This is a genomic window from Cupriavidus basilensis (assembly GCF_000832305.1).
Classification (GTDB): domain Bacteria; phylum Pseudomonadota; class Gammaproteobacteria; order Burkholderiales; family Burkholderiaceae; genus Cupriavidus; species Cupriavidus basilensis_F.
On the sequence record NZ_CP010536.1, the window covers coordinates 2,692,033 to 2,714,901 of the forward strand.

Here is a 22,869-nt window from a genome sequence, read left to right on the forward strand (position 1 = left end):
TTCAGCCTCCGGTCACGGGGGGGAAAAACGCCACTTCGCAGCCCTCGGCCAACACACTATCCGCACTGGCCACCTCATGGTCCACGGCCATGCGCAAGGCACGGCCCTCGGCCAGCACCTCGGCCCAGGCGCCGCCGCGGGCTCCAAGCCAATGGCGCAGGTCCGCCACGGTAGCCACCTCGGCCGGCACCGCGACGCGCTCCTGCCCCAGGCCCAACTGCTCGCGCACGCTGGCAAAAAAACGGAGTTCGATGTTCATGGCGGTCTCGCTCCTTATGCCAGCAGGCCGTCGAAGCCGATGAACTGCACGGTATCTCCCCGCGCGATCGGCTGGTTGGGCGGGTTGTCGACCAGGCCCTCGCCCCACACCGTGGAAGTGAGCACACCCGAGCTCTGGTTGGGGAACAGGTCGAGCCCGCCGGCCTGGTTGAGGCGCACGCGCAGGAACTCGTTGCGGCGGTCGCCCTTGGGCAGGTCGAAATCGGCACGCAGCGGCAGCCGGCGCGGCATCACGTCCTGCACGCCTTGCAGCCGCAGGATGAAAGGCCGCACAAACAGCAGGAAGGTAACGAAGCTCGAGACCGGATTACCCGGCAGCCCCAGGAAAAATGCCGGCGCCTGCCCGGCGCGCGCCACCTCGCCGAACGCCAGCGGCTTGCCCGGCTTGATGGCGATCTGCCACAGGTTGAGCCGCCCTTCGGCCTCGACTGCCGGCTTGATATGGTCTTCCTCGCCCACGGAGACGCCACCCGACGTGATGATCAGGTCATGCCCCTCGGCTGCCCGGCGCAGGGTGTCGCGCGTCGCGGCCAGGGTGTCAGGCACGATGCCGAAATCGCTGACCTCGCAGCCGAGGTTTTCCAGCAGCCCGCGCAGCGTGAATCGGTTGGAGTTGTAGATGGCGCCCGGCTTGAGCGGCTCGCCCGGCATGGCGAGCTCGTCGCCGGTAAAGAACACGGCCACCTTGACGCGCCGCACCACGTCCAGCGACGCCTGCCCCACCGAGGCCGCCAGGCCCAGCGCCTGCGGCGTCAGGCGCGTGCCGGCCGGCAGGATCACGCTGCCGGCGCGGATGTCCTCGCCGGCCCGGCGGATCCACTCGCCCGGCTGCGGCGTGTGATTGACGATCACATCCTCACCCTGCGCCACGCACTGCTCCTGCATGACCACTGCGTCGGCCCCCGGCGGAATCAGCCCACCGGTAAAGATGCGCGCCGCCGTGCCGGCCGCCAGTGCCGTGCCGACATGGCCGGCGGGGATGCGCTGGGCCACCCGCAGGCGCGTGCCGGGCGCCGCCAGGTCGGCGCTGCGTACCGCGTAGCCATCCATCGAGGTGTTGTCGGCCGGCGGCACGTCCAGCGTGCTCGACACCGGCGCGGCCAGCACGCGGCCATTGGCGTCGAGCGTGGCGATGCGCTCTGCCTCGGCGAGCGGGCGGGCGCCGGCCAGCAAGGCTTCGAGGGCCTGAGCCATGGTCAACATGGGGGGGCGTGCGGGCGCGGCGGCTTGGGTCATGAGGAAAACGGGTAAGTGAGACAGCGTAGTCAGCGTAAGCAGTGTCAGACCGCAAACCCATGGCCATTCGGCGCCCATGGGAAACGGCCCGCGTACCGCCCCCGATACATCCGGAGCAATGCGAGGGCCGTGCGATTTCTGCTCGGCAAGTCTGATTGTAGCGAGTTGGCGCGCTGCCGGCAGGAACACCGCCGGCAGCGGCCGGGGCTACAGGCCGGTGTGGCCGGCGATGTAAGCCTTGATCCGGTCGGCATCCGCCGGCATCACCTCGAAGCGCTGCGGCAGGTTTTCGATGCCTTCGAAGGCTGCCGGACGCTCCGGCTCATGGCCAAGCGCCGCGCGGATGGTGTCGGCGAACTTGGCCGGCAGCGCGGTTTCCAGCACCAGCATCGGCACGCCGGGCGTGAGATGCTCGCGCGCGACCTTGATGCCATCGGCGGTGTGGGTGTCGATGGTGATGCCGTAGCGCTCGGACAGGTCGCGGATGGTGGCGAGGCGATCTTCGTGCGTGCTGCGGCCCGAGACGAAGCCGAAGGCGCGGATGCGCTCGAATTCCGGTGTGCCGGACAGATCGAAGCCGCCCTTGGTGTCGACGTCTTCGCGGAACATCTTGGCCAGCTTGTCGCCATCGCGGCCCAGCAGGTCGAAGACAAAGCGCTCGAAGTTCGACGCCTTCGAGATGTCCATGCTCGGGCTGGAGGTGTGATACGTCTCGGCCGACTTACGCACGCGGTAGGTACCGGTGCGGAAGAACTCATCGAGCACGTCGTTCTCGTTGGTGGCAACCACCAGCTTGTCGATCGGCAGGCCCATCATGCGCGCGATATGGCCCGCGCAGACGTTGCCGAAATTGCCCGACGGCACGCAGAACGAGACCTTCTGGCCCGGACCGTCGGTAGCCAGCAGCCAGCCCTTGAAGTAGTACACCACCTGGGCCACCACGCGCGCCCAGTTGATCGAGTTGACCGTGCCGATCTTCTGGCGAGCCTTGTAGCCGAGGTCGTTCGAGACCGCCTTGACAATGTCCTGGCAGTCGTCGAACACCCCTTCCACCGCCAGGTTGAAGATGTTCGGGTCCTGCAGGCTGAACATCTGCGCGGTCTGGAACGCGCTCATCTTGCGGTGCGGGCTGAGCATGAACACGCGGATGCCGCGCTTGCCGCGCATGGCGTATTCCGCCGCGCTGCCGGTATCCCCGGAGGTAGCGCCCAGGATGTTCAGCTCCTGTCCGGCCCGCGCCAGCGCGTACTCGAACAGGTTGCCGAGCAGCTGCATGGCCATGTCCTTGAAGGCCAGCGTGGGGCCATTGGACAGGCCCAGCAGCTGCAGCTGCGTGCCGCCCTCTTCGCCCAGCGTGCGCAACGGGGTGATGTCGGCGGTGTTGTCGCCGGGGCGGGCGTTGCAGTACACCTCGGCGGTGTAGGTCTTGCGCGTCAGGGCGCGCAGGTCCTCGGCCGGGATGTCGTCGCAGAAGCGGGACAGGACTTCAAAGGCGAGATCGGCGTACGACAGCTTGCGCCAGGCCTCCAGCTCGTCGGCCGTGACCTGCGGGTACTCCCGGGGCAGGTACAGGCCGCCGTCCGGCGCCAGGCCGCCCAGCAGGATCTCGGAGAAGGTTTGCGGCATCTCATGGCCGCGCGTCGACTGGTATTTCATCGGTGCGTTCAGTTCAGTTCTTCCATGCGCAGGCGCGTGACGGCCGACAGCACGGTCGGCAGCGCCTCGATCTTGGCGATGGCGGCGTTGACCTGCTTCTCGAGGGTGAGGTGCGAGAGCATGATGATGTCGGTCTGCGGCTCGCCTTCACGCGACTCCTTCTGCAGCATGGCATCGATGGAGATGCCGGCGTCAGCCAGGATACGGGTGATGTCGGCCAGCACGCCGGCCTCGTCCGCCACACGCATGCGCAGGTAGTACGAGCTGGTGACTTCTTCGATCGGCAGCACCGGCACGCTGGACAGTTCGTCTGGCTGGAAGGCCAGGTGCGGCACGCGGTGCTCGGGGTCGGCAGTGTGGAGGCGGGTCACGTCGACCAGGTCGGCGATCACGGCCGAAGCGGTCGGCTCGGCGCCGGCACCCTTGCCGTAGTACAGCGTGGCGCCCACGGCGTCACCTTGCACCAGCACGGCGTTCATGGCGCCTTCCACGTTGGCGATCAGGCGCTTGGCCGGCACCAGCGTCGGGTGCACGCGCAGCTCGATGCCGTTCTCGCGGCGACGCGTGAGACCCAGCAGCTTGATGCGGTAGCCCAGCTCTTCGGCGTAGCGGATATCCACGGCCGATAGCTTGGTGATGCCTTCCACGTAGGCCTTGTCGAACTGCACCGGCATGCCAAAGGCGATCGAGCTCATCAACGTGATCTTGTGCGCCGCGTCGATGCCTTCGATGTCGAAGGTGGGATCGGCCTCGGCATAGCCCAGCGCTTGCGCTTGCTTGAGCACGGTGCCGAAGTCCAGGCCCTTGTCGCGCATTTCCGACAAGATGAAGTTGGTGGTGCCGTTGATGATGCCGGCGATCCACTCGATGCGGTTGGCGGTCAGGCCTTCGCGCAGCGCCTTGATGATGGGGATGCCACCGGCGACCGCGGCTTCGAAGGCGACGATCACGCCCTTCTTGCGCGCGGCTTCGAAGATCTCGTTGCCATGCACGGCCAGCAGCGCCTTGTTGGCGGTGACCACGTGCTTGCCATTCTCGATGGCCTTGAGCACCAGTTCGCGGGCGATGCCGTATCCGCCGATCAGCTCGATCACGATGTCGATCTCGGGACGGGTGACGACCTCGTTGGCATCGGCCACCACCTCGACCTGCCCACCGGTCAGCTCGCGGGCGCGTTCGGTGTTGAGGTCGGCCACCATGGCAATCTCGATGCCGCGCCCGGCGCGGCGGCGGATTTCTTCCTGGTTACGTTGCAGCACATTGAACGTGCCGCTACCGACGGTACCGATGCCAAGCAGGCCTACTTTGATGGGATTCATGGACGATCTGACTCTGAGTTGCTGAAAAATGGATTGCGCCGCAAGCGTGCCGGTTCAGGCCGCGCGGCCGTGGCGTTTGCGGTAGGTCTCGAGGAAGCGCCCGACGCGGCTGATGGCCTCGCGCAGGTCTTCCTCGTGGGGCAGGAACACGATACGGAAATGGTCGGGCTTGCCCCAGTTGAAGCCAGTGCCCTGCACCAGCAGCACCTTGGACTCCTGCAGCAGCTCATAAATGAACTCCTGGTCGTCCTGGATCGGGTACATCGACAGGTCGAGCTTGGGGAACAGGTACAGCGCCGCCTTGGGCTTGACGCAGGTCACACCCGGGATCTGCGTGATCAGCTCATGGGCTAGATCGCGCTGGCGGCGCAGGCGCCCGCCTTCGCCCACCAGGTCGTTGATGCTCTGGTAGCCGCCCAGCGCGGTCTGGATGGCCCACTGGGCCGGCACGTTGGCGCAAAGGCGCATCGAGGACAGCATGTTCAGCCCCTCGATATAGTCCAGCGCGGGCCGCTTGTCGCCCGACACCACCATCCAGCCGGCGCGGTAGCCGCACGAGCGGTAGTTCTTGGACAGGCCGTTGAAGGTCACGGTCAGCACATCGGTCGACAACGCGGCGATGGACGTGTGGCTATGGCCGTCGTACAGCACCTTGTCGTAGATCTCGTCGGCAAAGATGATCAGGCCGTGTTCGCGCGCGATCGCCACGATGGACTTGAGCAACGCGTCCGAATACAGCGCGCCTGTGGGGTTGTTCGGGTTGATGACGACGATGGCCTTGGTATTCGGCGTGATCTTGGCGCGGATATCGTCCAGGTCGGGCATCCACTCATTGGCCTCGTCGCACACATAGTGCACCGGGGTGCCGCCCGACAGGCTCACCGCCGCGGTCCACAACGGATAGTCCGGCGCCGGGACCAGCACTTCGTCGCCGCTGTTGAGCAGCGCGTTCATGGACATCACGATCAGCTCGGAGGCACCGTTGCCAACGTAGATGTCGTCCAGCCCCACACCCTCGATATTCTTCTGCTGCGTGTAGTGCATGATCGCCTTGCGCGCGGCGAAGATGCCCTTGGAGTCCGAATAGCCAGCCGAATTGGGCAGGTTGCGCATCATGTCCTGCTGGATCTCTTCCGGCGCATCGAAGCCGAAGACGGCCAGGTTGCCGATGTTCAGCTTGATGATCTTGTGGCCTTCCTCCTCCATCTGCTTGGCCTTCTCCAGCACCGGGCCGCGGATGTCATAGCAAACATTGTTGAGCTTGTTGGATTTCTGGATCGGTTTCACGGCGATGTTGGCAGGAGGCAAGCGCCACCGGGTAGCGGCGGCTATCTAGGGAATCTGGGTGGAAATGGAGCGGCCCGGGTAGCCTGTGCGCTGCGTTGCAACGCAAAACGTGGCAGGCAGGGAGGCAAAAGCTATAATTTATCGGATTATGACAGACTTCGGCAGGGATTCTTGCATTGCAGCGTACGCCGCCGGTACCACGGGGCCGCGGCAAAGCCGCCCGGCCCGCCTGCCCCAAAATGCTATCAACCCGCCCTGCGCTGCCCCGGCCGAGTCGCCGCGCGCGCCGCGCAGGGCAGCGCCAGATAAGGTTCGCCCTTGAAACTCCACGCTGACCAGCCCAATGCCCTCAATACGGTAACGTCGTACGGCCCGGGCTATATCGAAATCAATATGGTGCGCCACACCCAATCCGTGCTGGTCATGCCCGAAGGCGAGATCCAGCCCTGGCCGGTGCAACGCTTCGAAGACCTGGAACCCGCGCATTTCGAGGGCCTGCTGGCGCACTCGCCCGAGGTGGTGCTGCTGGGCACCGGCAGCCGCCTGCGCTTCCCGCATCCCCGGCTGACCGCCTCACTGGCGCGCCTGCATGTCGGGGTGGACGCCATGGATCTGCAAGCCGCCTGCCGCACATACAACATCCTGATGGCTGAAGGCCGCAAAGTGGCGGCCATCCTGCTGCTGGAGGAGCCTGCCTGAGCCCGCCCGGCGGCCCGGAAGGCCGGTTCTCGCAAGTTAGGCACACGCCACGCTTGAAGTTAGCCGCCCTGCCCCCATCTGCCGCCACCATGGTGGCCGCACTCACGCAGCCACCCCCTTCCTGTCCCTCCCAGGAGCCATAAGAATGACAACAGCCAGTCTCAGCCAGCCCGTACCCGATTTCGGCGCGCCCGCCACCGGCGGCACGTTCAGCCTTGCCGCCCAGCGTGGCAAGACCGTCGTCCTGTATTTCTATCCCAAGGACAACACCCCGGGCTGCACCACCGAAGCCATGAACTTCCGCGACCAGCATGACGCCTTCGTCAAGGCAGGCACGGTGGTCTTCGGCATCTCGCGCGACAGCCTGAAGTCACACGAGAACTTCAAGGCCAAGCTGGAACTGCCCTTCGAGTTGATCTCCGATGGCGATGAAGCTGTGTGCCATCTGTTCGATGTCATCAAGATGAAGAAAATGTATGGCAAGGAAGTGCGCGGCATCGAGCGCAGCACCTTCATCATCGACGGCAAGGGCATCCTGCGCCATGCGCTGCGCGGCATCAAGGTGCCCAACCACGTCGACGAGGTACTGGAAATCGTGCGCGGGCTCTGATCCGGGGCTTGATCCACGATGGCTCGGCCCGGCGCTTTAATGCGGCGCAGCAACACCTTCAAAAGTCCTCTCGGCAAGCGATTGCAAAAGAGAAAACCTTCGGATACATTGACCTTTAATGAGTTCAAGATCCGGATGCCACGCTGCTTCATCGTCCCGGCCCAGGCGCACCCTGCCACAGGCCGGTAGCGGACCTGCCGTGTCTCCGGTCCGAAAGAAAGCCGCCAAACCTGCCACCCAGGTTGGCGGCTTTTTTGTTTGTGTGTTTTGCACGCAGGACACGATCCCCGAGTACGCGGCGCCATGCGGCCGCGCCAGTGTCCTGCGCCGTTTTCCAGCCGTCTTCTCCCCCTGAAAGGAAAGCCTAGCATGCCGCTGCCGACCATGCCCGCCAAGCCTGCCCAATTGCTTGACCCGAGCGAATTCGCCCCGGTGACCAAGCTGACTAAGGCCAAATCAGCGTCGCAGGGAAAGAAACCTGTGCCGGCGCTGGAGCGTGTGGCCTTGCTGGAAACCGGAACTAGCAAAGCGGAAAATGCGCCGGCCGTGGTGGCCAGCGCCAGCGGTTCGACGCGAGCGCGCACCAAGGATGCGCCGCCGTCCGCGCTGAAGTCCGTGCCATCGCTGGCCGCCGTGCCCAAGGCTCCCGCCAAGGCCCCCGGCACGACCAACCGTCGCATGCAGAAACACACCGGCCCCAGCAAGCTGTTCGTGTTGGACACCAATGTGCTGATGCACGACCCGTCCTCGCTGTTCCGTTTCGAAGAGCACGACGTCTATCTGCCGATGATGACGCTCGAGGAACTGGACAACCACAAGAAGGGCATGAGCGAAGTCGCGCGCAACGCCCGCACCGTCAGCCGCACGCTCGACGCGCTGGTGGGCGGCACCGACGGCGTGCTCGACGACGGCTTGCCGCTCGCCAAGCTGGGCAACCGCGACGCGCAGGGCAAGCTGTTCCTGCAAACCAAGCTCAATGAGATCAAGCTGCCCGACGGCCTGCCGCAGGGCAAGGCGGACAACCAGATCCTGGGCGTGGTCAGCGCCCTGCAACAGCAGTTCCCGGAGCGCCAGGTCGTGCTGGTGTCGAAAGACATCAACATGCGCATCAAGGCGCGCGCGCTCGGCCTGCCCGCCGAGGATTACTTCAATGACCAGGTCCTCGAGGACAAGGACCTGCTGTACTCGGGCGTGATGCTGCTGCCCAACGACTTCTGGGCGAAGCATGGCAAGGGGGTGGAAAGCTGGCAGGATCCGAAGTCCGGCGCGATGTTCTATCGCCTGACGGGGCCGCTGGTGCCCTCTTTCCTGGTCAACCAGTTTGTCTTCCTGGAACCCAGCGACGGTAGCCTGCCGCTGTACGCCCAGGTCAAGGAAATCAACGGCAAGACTGCGCTGCTGCAAACGCTCAAGGACTACACGCACCACAAGAACAATGTGTGGAGCGTGACCGCCCGCAACCGCGAGCAGAACTTCGCGCTCAACCTTCTGATGCATCCGGAGATCGACTTCGTCACCCTGCTGGGCCAGGCCGGTACCGGCAAGACCCTGCTGGCGCTGGCGGCGGGCCTGGAGCAGGTGCTCGACCAGAAGCTCTACAACGAGATCATCGTCACCCGCGCCACCGTGCCGGTCGGCGAGGACATCGGCTTCCTGCCGGGCACCGAGGAAGAAAAGATGCAGCCCTGGATGGGCGCCTTCGACGACAACCTTGAAGTGCTGCAAAAGAGCGACGACAGCGCCGGCGAGTGGGGCCGCGCGGCGACTCAGGAACTGATCCGCTCGCGCATCAAGGTCAAGAGCATGAACTTCATGCGCGGACGCACCTTCGTCAACAAGTTCGTCATCATCGACGAGGCCCAGAACCTGACGCCCAAGCAGATGAAGACGCTGGTAACGCGTGCCGGCCCCGGCACCAAGATCATCTGCCTGGGCAACATCGCGCAGATCGACACGCCTTACCTGACCGAAGGATCGTCCGGTCTTACCTACGTGGTCGACCGGTTCAAGGGCTGGAGCCACAGTGGCCATGTGACGCTGGCGCGCGGCGAACGCTCGCGCCTGGCCGACCATGCCGCGGATGTCCTCTAAGGGGCGGGGGTGCATCATCGCTGAAGACTAAGCTTTCGCAACTTCTGGCACCATCGGATGCCTTGTAGGACCGCGACCGGCAGATTTGCCTGCCGGCGTGGCCTAGCATCAAAGCATCCGGAGCGCCCGCCATTTCGGCATTTCGCGTGCCGGCGCCTGGCGGGCGCTTTTTTTGCCCCTCCCGGCTTGTTGGATCGATGGAGACATTGATGGACAACCACCTGCACCACACACCGCTGCGGCTCGCGCTGGCCAGCAGCGCCGCGATTGCCGCGGCCTCGTTGCTTGCGGGTCCCGCGCTCGCCGCTGACGAAATGGTAATCCGCACCATGGGCCCCGTCAGCTATGTCTGCGGCGGCATTGCCGCGGACGAGCAACAGCAACTGGCCGCGCAGCAAAAGAACTTCAACATGGGCCTGCTGTTTACCCAGGGTGAGCGCGGCGAATTCCTCGCGGACGTGGCCGTCAAGATGACGCGCGAAGGCCACGAAGTGGCCAGCTTTACCGCTTCCGGACCCAAGTGCCTGATCAAGGCCCCGCAAGGCAGCTACAATATCGAAGCGACTTATAAGGGACAGGCCAGGTCGGTCAACGTGAGTACGGGCACCTACAACGCGCAATTGCGCTGGTAAGGCGCCAGGGGAGGCACCCTCACCGGGCGGTACCCCTCACGCCACGGCTCCTGGCCCGGGATCGGACCAAGAAGGATGCCTCTGCGCCAGATAGCCCCTGCCGGAAGACGTGTGCCCAGCCAGGCCGACGTGTTCCACACTGCCCGCCTGCCCCTGCTTTGCGCGGCGGCATTGCTGCTCGCCGCCTGCGCTTCGACGCCGCCTGGGCGCTATAGCGCCCAGCCGCGTCCGGCAGGCACCCCCATGGTGGATCCCAGCGCCGGGCTGGAAGAAGTCTCCATCCAGGCGATGTCGCTGGTTGGCACGCCCTATCGCTATGGCGGAAATACGCCTGACTCGGGCTTCGACTGCAGCGGCCTGGTCCGCTATGTGGTGCTGCGCGCCGCCAACGTCAACCTGCCACGCACCACCGACGCCATGGGCGAGCGCGGCGTCTCGCTGGAGCGCGGCCAAGTGGCCTCGGGCGACCTGGTTTTCTTCAATACCACCGGCCGGGCCAATTCGCATGTCGGCATCTATGTCGGGCAGAACCGCTTTGTCCACGCGCCATCCACCGGCGGCACGGTTCGGCTCGAAGACATGACCAAGTCGTACTGGGCCTCCCGGTACAACGGCGCGCGGCGGGTTGCATCGGGCATCAACCAGGCACCGGCATCGGCCGCGCCCCCGGCCGCACCAGCATCGCCGCCGCCTTCCGTTGCGCCCCCGGCCCCCGTGGATGACGATCCGATTGCCGCGTTCGCCAATCGTTAGCCATCTCGGCTCCGGCCTTCCCGACAAACAAAAAGCCAGGCATTGCGCCTGGCTTTTTGTTTGCTTGTGTCGAGCGAGAATCCGATGACCCGAAGGCTTAGAGGATATGCCGGCCAATCCACCATGCGATGGCGGCCATGAAGGCAGATGCGGGAATTGTCAGCACCCAGGCCCAGACGATGTTGCCAGCCACGCCCCAGCGCACCGCCGACATCTTCTGCACCGAGCCCACGCCGACGATGGCGCCGGTGATGGTATGGGTGGTCGACACCGGCACGCCCAGCGCCGAGGCGATGAACAGCGTGATGGCGCCGCCCGTCTCCGCGCAGAAGCCGCCTACCGGCTTGAGCTTGGTGATCTTCTGGCCCATGGTGCGCACGATGCGCCAGCCACCAAACATGGTGCCCATGCCGATCGCCACGTAGCAGGAAACGATGACCCAGATCGGCGGCTCCGCACCGCCCTGCGCCACGTGGCCGCTAGCGATCAGCAGCATCCAGATGATGCCGATGGTCTTCTGCGCGTCATTGCCGCCATGGCCCAGGCTGTACAGCGATGCCGAGACCAGCTGCAGCCTGCGGAACCAGCGATCGACCCGCGACGGCGGCGTACGGAAGAATGTCCAGGCCACGATCACCATCATCAGCGAACCGAGCAGGAAGCCCAGCAGCGGCGAAATGACGATAAAAGCCACGGTCTTGAGAAGACCGCCGCCCACCAGTGCGCTGGTGCCGCTCTTGGCCACCGCGGCCCCAACCAAGCCACCGATCAGCGCGTGCGAGGACGACGAGGGTATGCCGTAGTACCAGGTGATCAGGTTCCAGGCAATGGCACCCATCAGGGCACCGAAGATCACGTAGTGATCGACGATATTGACATCGATCGTGCCAGTCCCGACGGTTGCCGCCACCTTCAGGTGGAAGATGAAAATCGCCACCACATTGCACATGGCCGCCATGGCCACCGCGTGGTGCGGCTTGAGCACGCCCGTCGACACCACCGTGGCAATCGAGTTGGCGGCATCGTGAAAGCCGTTCATGAAATCGAACAGCAGGGCGAGAGCCACCAGCAGGCCAATGACCCACAGGCTCATTTGTATTGTTTGCATGCCGATTTGTGCCTCAGGCGTTTTCCAGGACGATGCCTTCGAGAATGTTGGCGACGTCCTCGCACTTGTCGGTAATGGTTTCGAGCTGCTCGTAGATCGCCTTCAGCTTGATCAGGCGCTTGACGTCCGTTTCGTCGCGGAACAGCTTGGACATGGCGGCGCGCATCACGCGATCAGCCTCGGACTCGAGCTGGTCGATCTGCTGCGCCGTCTTCAGGATGGCGCCGGCATTGCTCATGTCCTCGAGCAGGCCTACCGCGATCTTGACCTGGTCGCAACACTGCACGCAGATGGAGGCCAGCTTGCGTGCCTCATCGGTCAGGCTGGTCACGTCGTACAGCGAAATGGTCTCCGCCACGTCTTCCATCAGGTCGAGGATGTCGTCCATCGTGGTGATGAGCTTGTGGATCTCATCGCGGTCCAGCGGCGTGATGAAGGTCTTGTGCAGCAGGTCGATCGTGTCATGCGTGATGCGATCGGCTTTCTTTTCCGTGGCCTGCACGCGGCGGGCGTGGGCCTCGGCATTGGGCAGGTCGTTGACCAGCACTTCCAGCTCGCGGGCGGCTGTCACCGCGCAATCAGCATGCTGGTTGAAGTATTCGAAGAACTTGCCCTCAGTGGGCATGAATCGGCCGAACATGGAATGTTCCTTGTCGAAGCGCGGGGGCGCCGCGGGTAGTTACTGAATCAGGCGGATACGCATTAAACGACAGCCGCCCGAGGGCGGCTGTCATCAAAACGCAATATTTTACAGGTTTGTGCCGCGATGCCGGGGGACTTTGACACGCGGCAGGCACGATCGACTGTGGCCACCGAGCCACGATGCCCGGCAAGCCGCGCCACGACTGGCTTCAGTTGTCGTTGTCGAAGAAGGCGGGGCCGCCGCTGAAGTTGTCGAACTTGGTGAACTGCCCCAGGAACGTCAGCCGCACGGTGCCAATTGGGCCATTACGCTGCTTGCCGATGATAATCTCGGACGTACCCTTGTCCTGCGAATCGGGGTTGTAGACCTCGTCGCGGTAAATAAACAGGATCACGTCGGCATCCTGCTCGATAGCGCCGGATTCACGCAGGTCGGACATCACCGGGCGCTTGTTCGGGCGCTGTTCCAGGCTTCGATTCAGCTGCGACAGTGCGATCACCGGGCAGTTGAGTTCCTTGGCCAGGCCCTTGAGCGAGCGCGAGATTTCCGAGATTTCGGTGGCGCGGTTTTCCCCGCCGCCCGAGCCCGACATCAGCTGCAGGTAATCGATGACGATCAGTCCGAGCTGGCCGCATTGTCGTGCCAGCCGCCGCGAACGGGCGCGCAGCTCCATCGAGCTCAGTGCCGGTGTTTCGTCGATGAACAATTGCGCATCGTTCATGCGCTGGATGGCATGCGTGAGCCGCGGCCAGTCTTCGTCAAGCAGGCGGCCGGTACGCAAGCGGTGCTGATCAAGCCGGCCGACCGAGCCCAGCATACGCATGGCCAGCTGCGTACCCGCCATTTCCATCGAGAACACGGCCACCGGCAGGCCCTGCTCCACCGCCACGTGCTCGCCGATATTCAGCGAGAAAGCGGTCTTACCCATGGAGGGGCGCCCCGCCACGATGATCAGGTCGCCCGCTTGCATGCCACTGGTCATGCGGTCCAGGTCGATAAAACCGGTAGGCACGCCAGTGACGTCGGTGCTCGAGTCCCGGTGGTACAGCTCGTCGATGCGCTCGACCACCTGGGTCAGCAGCGGCTGGATTTCCTGGAACCCCTTCTGCCCGCGCGAGCCCTCCTCGGCGATGGCGAACACCTTGGATTCCGCCTCGTCGAGCAACTCCCGCACCTCGCGCCCTTTGGGGGCGAAGGCCGCGGTAGCGATATCGTCGGCCACGGTCACCAGCTTGCGCAGCACCGAGCGCTCGCGCACGATCTCCGCATAGCGGCGGATATTGGCCGCGCTGGGCGTGTTCTGCGCCAGGGAATTCAAATAGGCCAGGCCGCCCACCTCTTCCGCCTTGCCAGCGCCTTGCAGCGACTCGTAGACGGTGATGACGTCGGCGGGCTTGGTCGCGGCGATCAACCGGGAGATGCTCTGGAAGATCATCCGGTGATCGAAGCGATAGAAATCGGCTTCGTTCAGGAAGTCGGCGATACGGTCCCAGGCGGCATTGTCCAGCAGCAGGCCACCCAGCACCGATTGCTCGGCCTCGATGGAATGCGGCGGTACCTTGAGATTGTCTAGTTGGGGGTCTGCGACAGGCGCGTTCATAGGGGGGGATTATAACGGTCGGCGCCAGCGCGCCGGCGGAGAATTCGCAGCCAGCCGTTGGGGCATCCTGCCGTGTGACGGCGGGACAACCGGCCCCGCCTTGTAGCGATCGGGCAATCGGGCAAGCAAGGGGTGCGGCCAAACAAAAAGGCAGGAGCGCGATGCTCCTGCCTTTTTGTTTGGTCAAGCAAGTGGCGCTGGCATCCGGCTCCCACCTGCCCGAAGGACAAGCAGGAACCGGCAGCAACACCGAAGCTTAGACGTGTTCGCCCAGGACGGAAACCGTCACGTCGACCAGCACGTCGGTGTGCAGCGAGACGCTGACCGGGTGGTCGCCAACAACCTTCAGCGGACCATTCGGCAGGCGCACTTGCGCCTTCTCGACCTTGAAGCCTTGGCCAGCCAGGGCTTCAGCGATGTCGGCGTTGGTCACCGAACCGAACAGGCGGCCGTCCACACCCGACTTCTGGGTGATTTGCACGGTCAGGCCGTTCAGCTTTTCGCCTTCGGCTTGCGAAGCTGCCAGCTTTTCAGCGGCTGCCTTTTCCAGTTCGGCGCGCTTGACTTCGAACTCGCTGATAGCGGTCTGGGTAGCGCGGCGGGCCTTCTTGTTCGGGATCAGGAAGTTACGGGCGTAGCCGTCCTTCACGCGAACGATGTCACCCAGGTTGCCCAGGTTGATGACTTTTTCAAGCAGAATAATTTGCATCGTGTTTTCTCCTTAACGGACCTAGGGCCGATCAGTTCTTGTGCAGGTCGGTGTAGGGCATCAGCGCGAGGAAACGCGCGCGCTTGATGGCCGTGTCGAGCTGACGCTGATAGTGCGCCTTGGTGCCGGTCAGGCGGGCCGGCGTGATCTTGCCGTTGTCGCCGATGAAATCCTTCAGGGTGTCCAGATCCTTGTAGTCGATCTGTTCCACGCCAGCCACGGTGAAGCGGCAGAAGCGCTTGCGCTTGAACAGCGGGTTTTGCTGTTGGAAGCGCTTCTTGTTCTTGTTGTCACGTTTGACGAATGCCATGATTCAATCCTTTTCGAATGCTTTACATCCAGTGATGTGAAAGACGAGAGCCTTGCTGTTGCGGTGCCTGCGGGCCAGGAATCCTTCGCAGTCGAGCATCGCGCCGAGCGGGGTACGCTCAAGCCGCTGGCCGATCTGACCGATTCCCATGGCGGCGATGGCGAACTCCACCTGCCTGGGCGTTTGCGCCTCGACCGTCTCGCCCGCGTACTGCAAGATGCAGTTGACCACGGGGACCCCGGCCGGGGTGTAACGCAAGGCATCGCGTTCCGCGAGCGTTGCGCAGAGCCTTAACTGGTTCAACGCACTCTCCCGCACCGATGCCCGCACTTGCCGCTGCGGCGATCAACGCCGGCGGCAACCACAACAGTCCGCACTTAGGCGGCCTGGACTTCGCTGGTCTGTTGCGCGGCCTTGCGAGCTTCTTCGCGCTGCACTTCCTTCATCATCGGGGACGGTGCGGTTTCAGCCTTCTTGGTCTGAACGATGAGGTGGCGCAGCACTGCATCGTTGAACTTGAACGCGTGTTCGAGTTCAGCCAGGGTTTCCTTGCCGCATTCGATGTTCAGGCAAACGTAGTGAGCCTTGGCCAGCTTCTGGATCATGTAGGCCATCTGACGGCGACCCCAGTCTTCCACGCGGTGGATCTGGCCTTCCTGGGACGTGACCAGCGCCTTGTAACGCTCGATCATGGCCGGGACTTGTTCGCTCTGGTCCGGATGGACGATAAATACGATTTCGTAATGACGCATTGACGCTCCTTTTGGATAAGCTGCCCGAGCGCCATGTCCGGTGCAGCAAGGTTGAATAGCCTTAAAGTATAGCGTGCTTTTGCTATCGGGAGCAAGACGCCTCAGTTTTCGGTGAATAGTGCCTGCAGCGCCGCCGGGTCCTTTGCCAGCCCTGGCTCAGCAGCCAGAGCCAGCGCCAGGAGCACGCGCGCCTTATAAGGATTGAGGTCGCCGGCCGAAACAAAAACGCCCGCCGCAGGCCGGGGAGGCGCAGGAATCGCCACATGCCCCGCTCCTGTGCGCGAACTGCGCACCACTGCCACGCCCGCGCCAGCAGCATCAGTCAGCGCCTCCACCAGCGACTGGTGGACCGACCCGTTGCCAGCCGCCGCCACGACCAAGCCCGACACGCCCGCCTGCGCCAAGGCATCCACCACGATCCGGCCCGGCTCCGCATAGCTAGCCACGATCTCGACCTGCGGCCATGCGCCAGGAACCGGCCAGGCCTTGGCCGGCAAGCGGCTGGGGGTGCGCACAAAGCGCACGAGGTTGTCCTGAACAAAACCAATCGGCCCGGATACCGGAGACACAAACGCATTCACCGCCGATGTGTGCGCCTTCATCACATCGCGCCCTGCGTGGATCTCCTGATTGATCACCAGCAGCACGCCCTTCGCCGTCGCGCCAGCATCCGCCGCCACGCGCACCGCATCCAGCAGGTTCAACGGGCCATCCGCCGACAACGAGGTCGACGGCCGCATCGCAGCCGTCAGCACAACTGGCACCGTACCCACGCAAGCCAGGTGCAGCAGCATGGCCGTTTCTTCCAGGGTATCGGTGCCGTGCGTAATGACAATGCCCGACACATCGGGCTGCGCGGACCAGAACGCCACGCGCTCCACCAGCCTTGACCAGAGCGCGAACGACATGTCCTTGCTATCTACCTGTGCGAGCTGCTCGGCTTCGATCCGCGCCACCGCGCCCAGCGCCGGCACCGCGTCAAGCAGCGCCGTCACCGGCACCGTCGCCGCCTGGTATTTCGCACTGCTAGCTGGATTGGAAGAAGAACCGGCAATGGTGCCGCCAGTAGCGAGCACGACGACACGAGGCAGGAGAGACATGGCGGGAAAGTGGCCGGGAGCCAGAAAAGTTGAACAGCAAGCAGCGCAAGACGCTTCGGGTGCCGCGGATTGTAACCCTCCGCACGCCCGTCACGGCACGCGCCAAGACCCGTGGGACGCACCTGTCAATGCGCAAACTCCCAAAAATTCCGCTTGCACTTCACTCGATACTGTATAAAATCACAGCATACTGTTTAAACATACAGTGCTCACAAACACCGGCGACCATGGCGACCCTGACACCGCGACAGCAGCAGATTTTCGACTTGATCCGCAGCAGCCTCCAGCACACGGGCTTCCCGCCCACGCGCGCCGAGATCGCCGCCAAGTTCGGCTTCTCCTCACCCAATGCAGCCGAGGAACACCTACGTGCCCTGGCCCGCAAAGGCGTGATCGAGCTCACCCCCGGCGCCTCCCGCGGCATCCGCCTCAAGGTCTCCCGCAGCGACTCGGAGCTGCCCGACCAGTTCTCCCTGCCTATGGCCGGCGTCATGCAGCTAACCCTGCCACTGGTCGGGCGCGTCGCAGCCGGCAGCCCGATACTCGCCGCCGAACACATCGACCGTCAATACCAGGTCGACGCCTCGGTGTTCGACGTGCAGCCCGATTACCTCCTCCGGGTGCGTGGTCTCAGCATGCGCGACGCCGGCATCCTCGATGGCGACCTGCTCGCCGTCAAGCGCGCCAGCGAAGCCGCCAACGGCAAGATCGTTGTAGCGCGCCTGGGCGACGACGTCACCGTCAAACGCCTCAACCGCCGCGGCGACATCATCGAGCTGATAGCCGAGAACCCCGACTTCCCCAGCATCATCGTGCAAGCCGGCCGCGAAGAGTTCTCACTAGAAGGCATCGCTGTCGGCCTCATCCGACCCAGCGCGTTCTGACGAGTGCGGCTGAGGCGGGCGAACCCCGAACAAGCCGACACCCGATTGTGCCAACGCACCCGCATAGCGGGTACCGCTAACTGTTGTTGCAAGTCACCAGGTGTAGCCATGCTGCCAGCCAACCGCCTCTCCGCCCGCCGCCCCGTCAAGCCCGTGCCCTTCCGCCAATCCAAAGGCGTGCGCATCTACCAGGGCGCACAACGACGCACCATGGTTGGCAGCATGGCCGCTATCTGCCGAATGCTCGAGTTGGAGGAATCGTCCAAGCTGGCTGGTTAATGGAAGGCACCAAAAAAATTTGTGCCGAGTACTAGCCATCCGTCTCTTGGCATTGTATGATCTTCTTCTTCGTCGTTCGGCACCAAGCAAAACGACATCGACGGTGGCTGTAGCTCAGTTGGTAGAGTCCAGGATTGTGATTCCTGTCGTCGTGGGTTCGAGTCCCATCAGCCACCCCAAGAATTTGCTTTACAAAACAGCGACTTAGGCAAGTCGCTGTTTTTGTTTGTGCCTCGCAAAACGATGTTCTATTCCCATCATATTTCCACGGTGGGAATACTCGGCACCCTCATCCCTACCCCCCTAACAGCCAGCGCCATCACCGCGCAAGGCATCGAGACGCGCCACATCGAGAAGATGGTGTGGACCGCCAATTCCCTGTCATTCGAGCATGATAGCCAGCATCACCGGATCAAGTTTGCCGGGCCGGCGGTAAAAACGTCGTTGCGCGCGCACGCGTCTAGTAAGCATGCCGCCAGATACGCCCGGGCCGTGGATTCATGCTCTACGCCATGCCGCGTTCAGCCAGCGCCAGCCCAGGACAGGACAGGACAGGTAAGGTCGCAGGTCTTGCGGCCGGACCAGTCCGCGGAAGCCGCCTAGCTTGATAGTGATGTAGTCGATCTGGTCGAACGCCGGCAGCGAGACTTTCATCTTCCCCATGCGACCGAAGTACTCAGCCTCATAGCCGGGGCACGCGGGGCAGTTGACCGCGCCAACATAGCCGAGCACGATGCGCGAACCTGGACCGGCAACCAGGCGACTCTGTACAGGATAGCGACCCACACAACCCTTCCTCGGGCCACCCGCCTGCGCCGCGTCTGCGCGCAGCGCATTGATCTCATCAGCCGATAGTCGTGTGAGCCGCACCTCGGCCTTGCGGCCCTTGGTGTTGACGAAAGTGCAGAGGATGGTCTGCTCGCCCACACGCAACTCCGCCTCGATCAACGAATTGGCGTTGGTGTAGAAGGCGATGCGCAGCGTGTCGCCGCTCACGCTGCCCTTGAAGTCCCGCGCCAGCAACGAGTTAGCGGGTGCAGATGCCGGCAGCTTAGCCGATCTGGAACCAACCGCCTTCCCGGGCCATCGCGCTGAACTCGACGGTGGACGCCATCACGATGAATCGTCGCATGGGCGAAAGTGAACAACCAACTAATCGGCAAGAGGGAAGCCAAAGACATCCAGCATTTCGATCGCACAAAAGCAAAACCCCCCAGTACTTTCGTACTGGGGGGTTTCAAGGGAGAGCCTGGCGATTACCTACTTTCACACGGGTATCCGCACTATCATCGGCGTGGAGTCGTTTCACGGTCCTGTTCGGGATGGGAAGGGGTGGTTCCAACTCGCTATGGTCACCAGGCATAAACGGTGGCCGCGCTGAGGGTTGCTCAACGCAGCGAATAGGGATGTAGTAAGTAGGTTGTGCGTATCGGCCAAGCTGCTGCGCAGCGGCACGCGACACTCACACCAGGTAGAAACACACTGGTTATAGGATCAAGCCTTACGGGCAATTAGTACTGGTTAGCTTAACGCATTACTGCGCTTCCACACCCAGCCTATCAACGTCCTGGTCTCGAACGACCCTTCAAGGAGCTCAAGGCTCCAGGGAATCCTCATCTTCAGGCGAGTTTCCCGCTTAGATGCTTTCAGCGGTTATCTCTTCCGTACATAGCTACCCTGCGATGCCTCTGGCGAGACAACAGGTACACCAGCGGTACGTCCACTCCGGTCCTCTCGTACTAGGAGCAGCCCCCGTCAAGATTCCAACGCCCACGGCAGATAGGGACCAAACTGTCTCACGACGTTTTAAACCCAGCTCACGTACCTCTTTAAATGGCGAACAGCCATACCCTTGGGACCGGCTACAGCCCCAGGATGAGATGAGCCGACATCGAGGTGCCAAACACCGCCGTCGATATGAACTCTTGGGCGGTATCAGCCTGTTATCCCCAGAGTACCTTTTATCCGTTGAGCGATGGCCCTTCCATTCAGAACCACCGGATCACTATGTCCTGCTTTCGCACCTGCTCGACTTGTCGGTCTCGCAGTTAAGCACGCTTTTGCCATTGCACTTTAGGTACGATGTCCGACCGTACCAAGCGTACCTTCGAACTCCTCCGTTACACTTTGGGAGGAGACCGCCCCAGTCAAACTGCCTACCATGCACTGTCCCCGATCCGGATTCACGGACCAAGGTTAGAACCTCAAACAAACCAGGGTGGTATTTCAAGGACGGCTCCACGCAGACTAGCGTCCACGCTTCAAAGCCTCCCACCTATCCTACACAGATCGGTTCAAAGTCCAATGCAAAGCTACAGTAAAGGTTCATGGGGTCTTTCCGTCTAGCCGCGGGGAGATTGCATCATCACAAACACTTCAACTTCGCTGAGTCTCGGGAGGAGACAGTGTGGCCATCGTTACGCCATTCGTGCAGGTCGGAACTTACCCGACAAGGAATTTCGCTACCTTAGGACCGTTATAGTTACGGCCGCCGTTTACCGGGACTTCAATCAAGAGCTTGCACCCCATCATTTAATCTTCCGGCACCGGGCAGGCGTCACACCCTATACGTCCACTTTCGTGTTTGCAGAGTGCTGTGTTTTTATTAAACAGTCGCAGCCACCATTTTATTGCAACCCCTTCACCCTCCTGGCGCAGGCCAGTCAAGCTACAAGGGCGTACCTTATCCCGAAGTTACGGTACCAATTTGCCGAGTTCCTTCTCCCGAGTTCTCTCAAGCGCCTTAGAATACTCATCTCGCCCACCTGTGTCGGTTTGCGGTACGGTCTCGTATGACTGAAGCTTAGAGGCTTTTCTTGGAACCACTTCCAATTGCTTCGCAGCACTAGGCCGCTCGCCCCACATCCTTGAATTCCGCGCCCGGATTTGCCTAAGCGCCTTCTCCAATGCAGGGACCGGGACTTCCAACACCCGGACAACCTTCCGCGATCCGTCCCCCCATCGCATCATACGACGGTGCAGGAATATTAACCTGCTTCCCATCAGCTACGCATCTCTGCCTCGCCTTAGGGGCCGACTCACCCTACGCCGATGAACGTTGCGTAGGAAACCTTGGGCTTACGGCGAGGGGGCTTTTCACCCCCTTTATCGCTACTCATGTCAGCATTCGCACTTCTGATACCTCCAGCATCCTTTACAAGACACCTTCACAGGCTTACAGAACGCTCTCCTACCATGCACTTACGTGCATCCGCAGCTTCGGTGACTGGCTTAGCCCCGTTACATCTTCCGCGCAGGACGACTCGATCAGTGAGCTATTACGCTTTCTTTAAAGGATGGCTGCTTCTAAGCCAACCTCCTGACTGTTTTAGCCTTCCCACTTCGTTTCCCACTTAGCCAATCTTAGGGACCTTAGCTGGCGGTCTGGGTTGTTTCCCTCTTGACACCGGACGTTAGCACCCGATGTCTGTCTCCCGTGATTGCACTCTTCGGTATTCGGAGTTTGCTATGGCGGGGTAATCAGCAATAGACCCCCCAACCATGACAGTGCTCTACCCCCGAAGGTGAGACACGAGGCACTACCTAAATAGTTTTCGGAGAGAACCAGCTATTTCCAGACTTGTTTAGCCTTTCACCCCTATCCACAGCTCATCCCCTAACTTTTCAACGTTAGTGGGTTCGGTCCTCCAGTACGTGTTACCGCACCTTCAACCTGGCCATGGATAGATCGTCTGGTTTCGGGTCTACACCCAGCGACTGAACGCCCTATTCGGACTCGCTTTCGCTACGCCTTCCCTAATCGGTTAAGCTTGCCACTGGATGTAAGTCGCTGACCCATTATACAAAAGGTACGCCGTCACCCGTTTCCAGGCTCCGACTGTTTGTATGCATGCGGTTTCAGGATCTATTTCACTCCCCTCCCGGGGTTCTTTTCGCCTTTCCCTCACGGTACTGGTTCACTATCGGTCGATCACGAGTATTTAGCCTTGGAGGATGGTCCCCCCATCTTCAGACAGGATTTCACGTGTCCCGCCCTACTTGTCGTACACCTAGTTCCACAACGCTGTTTTCGCATACAGGGCTATCACCTGCTATGGCCGGGCTTTCCATTCCGTTCTGCTAACAATGCTGCTAAAGAGTACAAGGCTCTTCCCATTTCGTTCGCCACTACTCTGGGAATCTCGGTTGATTTCTGTTCCTGCAGCTACTTAGATGTTTCAGTTCGCCGCGTTCGCTTCCCTGACCTATGTATTCAGTCAGGGATGACCCATAAGGGCCGGGTTTCCCCATTCGGACATCTCCGGATCAAAGCTTGTTTGCCAGCTCCCCGAAGCTTTTCGCAGGCTACCGCGTCCTTCATCGCCTGTGATCGCCAAGGCATCCACCACATGCACTTGTTCGCTTGACCCTATAACGAGTGTGTCTCAAACTTGCGTTCAAGCCGTGCTCGCTACAGGATGAGTTCTCGCATTTGTGCCGTATTCCAAGTCATCTTTCGATCACTTAAATACATTTCGGTTGATACAATCACAACCCGGTATCGTGTTTTTTACTGCAGCGTCTCATCAACGCTCACGACACCTTTACTACATCCCATATTGTTAAAGAACAGCCGTGCGAAACTTCGTCTCGCAACGTCTTGGCCAAGGCCAAAGGCAAACGCTCAATCCTAAGCGCTTGCCTTTGACGACCAATCCAAGGTACCAGGTAATTGGTGGAGGATGACGGGATCGAACCGACGACCCCCTGCTTGCAAAGCAGGTGCTCTCCCAGCTGAGCTAATCCCCCAAATACTACTGACGCCGGAAGCTCAACATCGAACCACCGTCTATAACTTGGTGGGTCTGGTAGGACTTGAACCTACGACCCCCGCCTTATCAAGACGGTGCTCTAACCACCTGAGCTACAGACCCTTGGCTGTAACAGCAAACAAACCGATAAGTGTGAACGCTCGACTTAAG

General features: G+C 62.0%; 21 protein-coding genes, 3 tRNA genes and 2 rRNA genes. 8 read left to right on the plus strand and 18 right to left on the minus strand.

All coding sequences use genetic code 11. The features are described 5' to 3' along the window. Position 1 precedes the first annotated feature (1 nt). From moaD to RR42_RS12545, 5 genes are all read right to left on the minus strand, one after another. Positions 2–259, minus strand: a complete 258-nt coding sequence (moaD, locus tag RR42_RS12525) for a molybdopterin converting factor subunit 1 (RefSeq protein ID WP_043347211.1) — start codon at positions 257–259, stop codon at positions 2–4. 14 nt (positions 260–273) lie between these two features. Next, entirely contained in the window at positions 274–1,515 is a 1,242-nt protein-coding gene (glp, locus tag RR42_RS12530; protein ID WP_043347214.1) for a gephyrin-like molybdotransferase Glp, read from the minus strand. Between the two features lie 207 nt (positions 1,516–1,722). After that, a complete protein-coding gene (thrC, locus tag RR42_RS12535) occupies positions 1,723–3,171 on the minus strand; it encodes a threonine synthase (RefSeq protein ID WP_043347216.1) in 1,449 nt (482 codons plus the stop codon). A gap of 8 nt (positions 3,172–3,179) precedes the next feature. Next, the gene (locus RR42_RS12540; RefSeq protein WP_043347219.1) at positions 3,180–4,490 is read right to left on the minus strand and encodes a homoserine dehydrogenase; all 1,311 of its coding nucleotides are present in this window, start codon (positions 4,488–4,490) and stop codon (positions 3,180–3,182) included. 54 nt (positions 4,491–4,544) lie between these two features. Beyond that, positions 4,545–5,777 (minus strand): pyridoxal phosphate-dependent aminotransferase, encoded by a 1,233-nt coding sequence (locus tag RR42_RS12545; RefSeq protein WP_043352029.1) that lies wholly within the window; start codon positions 5,775–5,777, stop codon positions 4,545–4,547. A gap of 318 nt (positions 5,778–6,095) precedes the next feature. Here RR42_RS12545 and RR42_RS12550 point away from each other — a divergent pair, with 318 nt between their 5' ends. From RR42_RS12550 to RR42_RS12570, 5 genes are all read left to right on the plus strand, one after another. After that, positions 6,096–6,476 (plus strand): Mth938-like domain-containing protein, encoded by a 381-nt coding sequence (locus RR42_RS12550; RefSeq protein WP_043347222.1) that lies wholly within the window; start codon positions 6,096–6,098, stop codon positions 6,474–6,476. Between the two features lie 145 nt (positions 6,477–6,621). Next, on the plus strand, positions 6,622–7,086 hold the full coding sequence (locus RR42_RS12555; protein WP_043347224.1) for a peroxiredoxin: 465 nt from the start codon (positions 6,622–6,624) through the stop codon (positions 7,084–7,086). A 369-nt stretch (positions 7,087–7,455) separates the two neighbouring features. Then, entirely contained in the window at positions 7,456–9,177 is a 1,722-nt protein-coding gene (locus tag RR42_RS12560; RefSeq protein ID WP_043347227.1) for a PhoH family protein, read from the plus strand. A 209-nt stretch (positions 9,178–9,386) separates the two neighbouring features. After that, entirely contained in the window at positions 9,387–9,809 is a 423-nt protein-coding gene (locus RR42_RS12565; RefSeq protein ID WP_043347231.1) for a hypothetical protein, read from the plus strand. Positions 9,810–9,884: 75 nt separating this feature from the next. Continuing rightward, positions 9,885–10,562: a C40 family peptidase gene (locus RR42_RS12570; protein ID WP_043347234.1), complete on the plus strand. Its 678-nt coding sequence runs from the start codon at positions 9,885–9,887 to the stop codon at positions 10,560–10,562. Positions 10,563–10,659: 97 nt separating this feature from the next. On the opposite strand, the gene RR42_RS12575 is transcribed toward RR42_RS12570, so the two are convergent. The 8 genes from RR42_RS12575 to RR42_RS12610 all read right to left on the minus strand — a co-directional run bounded on the left by RR42_RS12575 (position 10,660) and on the right by RR42_RS12610 (position 16,784). Then, a complete protein-coding gene (locus RR42_RS12575) occupies positions 10,660–11,670 on the minus strand; it encodes an inorganic phosphate transporter (RefSeq protein ID WP_043347237.1) in 1,011 nt (336 codons plus the stop codon). A gap of 13 nt (positions 11,671–11,683) precedes the next feature. Continuing rightward, positions 11,684–12,310, minus strand: coding sequence for a DUF47 domain-containing protein (locus tag RR42_RS12580; RefSeq protein ID WP_043347240.1), 627 nt, complete (start codon positions 12,308–12,310; stop codon positions 11,684–11,686). A gap of 211 nt (positions 12,311–12,521) precedes the next feature. After that, the gene (locus RR42_RS12585) at positions 12,522–13,913 is read right to left on the minus strand and encodes a replicative DNA helicase (RefSeq protein WP_043347242.1); all 1,392 of its coding nucleotides are present in this window, start codon (positions 13,911–13,913) and stop codon (positions 12,522–12,524) included. 256 nt (positions 13,914–14,169) lie between these two features. Then, on the minus strand, positions 14,170–14,622 hold the full coding sequence (gene rplI / locus RR42_RS12590; protein ID WP_043347244.1) for a 50S ribosomal protein L9: 453 nt from the start codon (positions 14,620–14,622) through the stop codon (positions 14,170–14,172). 31 nt (positions 14,623–14,653) lie between these two features. Next, positions 14,654–14,932: a 30S ribosomal protein S18 gene (rpsR, locus tag RR42_RS12595; RefSeq protein WP_006163606.1), complete on the minus strand. Its 279-nt coding sequence runs from the start codon at positions 14,930–14,932 to the stop codon at positions 14,654–14,656. Between the two features lie 3 nt (positions 14,933–14,935). Further along, positions 14,936–15,235: a primosomal replication protein N gene (gene priB, locus RR42_RS12600; protein WP_043352030.1), complete on the minus strand. Its 300-nt coding sequence runs from the start codon at positions 15,233–15,235 to the stop codon at positions 14,936–14,938. Between the two features lie 74 nt (positions 15,236–15,309). Further along, the gene (gene rpsF / locus RR42_RS12605; RefSeq protein WP_043347248.1) at positions 15,310–15,684 is read right to left on the minus strand and encodes a 30S ribosomal protein S6; all 375 of its coding nucleotides are present in this window, start codon (positions 15,682–15,684) and stop codon (positions 15,310–15,312) included. Between the two features lie 101 nt (positions 15,685–15,785). Then, entirely contained in the window at positions 15,786–16,784 is a 999-nt protein-coding gene (locus tag RR42_RS12610; protein WP_043347249.1) for an asparaginase, read from the minus strand. A 227-nt stretch (positions 16,785–17,011) separates the two neighbouring features. On the opposite strand from RR42_RS12610, the gene lexA reads away from it, so the two are divergent. The 3 genes from lexA to RR42_RS12620 all read left to right on the plus strand — a co-directional run bounded on the left by lexA (position 17,012) and on the right by RR42_RS12620 (position 18,126). Continuing rightward, positions 17,012–17,668, plus strand: a complete 657-nt coding sequence (gene lexA / locus RR42_RS12615) for a transcriptional repressor LexA (protein ID WP_043347250.1) — start codon at positions 17,012–17,014, stop codon at positions 17,666–17,668. A gap of 108 nt (positions 17,669–17,776) precedes the next feature. Beyond that, positions 17,777–17,947, plus strand: coding sequence for a hypothetical protein (locus RR42_RS40720; RefSeq protein WP_170301734.1), 171 nt, complete (start codon positions 17,777–17,779; stop codon positions 17,945–17,947). Between the two features lie 103 nt (positions 17,948–18,050). Continuing rightward, a tRNA-His gene (locus RR42_RS12620) sits at positions 18,051–18,126 on the plus strand. A 319-nt stretch (positions 18,127–18,445) separates the two neighbouring features. Here the strand turns inward: RR42_RS12620 and RR42_RS12625 are convergent. The 5 genes from RR42_RS12625 to RR42_RS12645 form a co-directional block, all read right to left on the minus strand. After that, positions 18,446–18,970 carry a hypothetical protein gene (locus tag RR42_RS12625; protein ID WP_043347252.1) on the minus strand — a complete coding sequence of 175 codons (525 nt, stop codon included), beginning with the start codon at positions 18,968–18,970 and terminating at the stop codon, positions 18,446–18,448. A gap of 224 nt (positions 18,971–19,194) precedes the next feature. Next, positions 19,195–19,307: ribosomal RNA gene (gene rrf, locus RR42_RS12630) — 5S ribosomal RNA — on the minus strand. A 130-nt stretch (positions 19,308–19,437) separates the two neighbouring features. Next, positions 19,438–22,316: ribosomal RNA gene (locus tag RR42_RS12635) — 23S ribosomal RNA — on the minus strand. Positions 22,317–22,620: 304 nt separating this feature from the next. Further along, positions 22,621–22,696, minus strand: a tRNA-Ala gene (locus tag RR42_RS12640). Between the two features lie 48 nt (positions 22,697–22,744). Continuing rightward, positions 22,745–22,821, minus strand: a tRNA-Ile gene (locus tag RR42_RS12645). Positions 22,822–22,869 lie beyond the last annotated feature (48 nt).